This is a genomic window from Paraburkholderia sp. Ac-20336 (assembly GCF_017105025.1).
Taxonomy (GTDB): domain Bacteria; phylum Pseudomonadota; class Gammaproteobacteria; order Burkholderiales; family Burkholderiaceae; genus Paraburkholderia.
In genome coordinates this window covers 1-538 of record NZ_JAAGPS010000324.1, presented here as the reverse complement: position 1 = coordinate 538, position 538 = coordinate 1, and the positions used below count along the sequence as shown (strand labels likewise).

Annotated in this window: 1 protein-coding gene; it reads left to right on the top strand. The window is 70.4% G+C overall.

What is annotated here, in order from left to right:
* On the top strand, positions 1-538 hold a 538-nt coding region (locus tag GXB81_RS31965), incomplete at both ends, for an FAD-binding protein (protein ID WP_205991237.1).

The window sequence follows — 538 nt, the reverse complement described above, 5'->3', positions numbered from 1 at the left end:
CGCCGCCGCGCCGATCTGCGCGACCATGGCGACGAAGCCGGCGTCGAGCGCGCCGCGCGCGTCGAAACACTCGTGCAGGCCGCGCGCCGCGCGATCGACCAGTTCGCCAGCGAATTCCAGCAGACCTACGACCTGCGCCGCCGCGCCACGCGCGTGCTCGGCAAGGTCACGCAGAAAGACAACATCAAGTTCGACGGCCTGTCGCGCGTCGCGCACGTGACCGACGCGACCGACTGGCGCGTCGAATACCCGTTCGTCGTGCTGACGCCGGACTCCGAAGCCGAGATCGCCGGCATGATCAAGGCCTGTTTCGAACTCGGCCTGACCGTGATTCCGCGCGGCGGCGGCACCGGCTACACGGGCGGCGCGGTGCCGCTCACGCCGTTCTCGGCCGTCCTCAACACCGAAAAACTCGAACAGCTCGGCCCGGTCGAGATGACCGACCTGCCCGGCGTCGATCGCAAGGTCGCGACGATCTTCTCGGGCGCGGGCGTCGTCACGCGCCGCGTGACCGAGGCGGCCGAGCACGCCGGCTTCG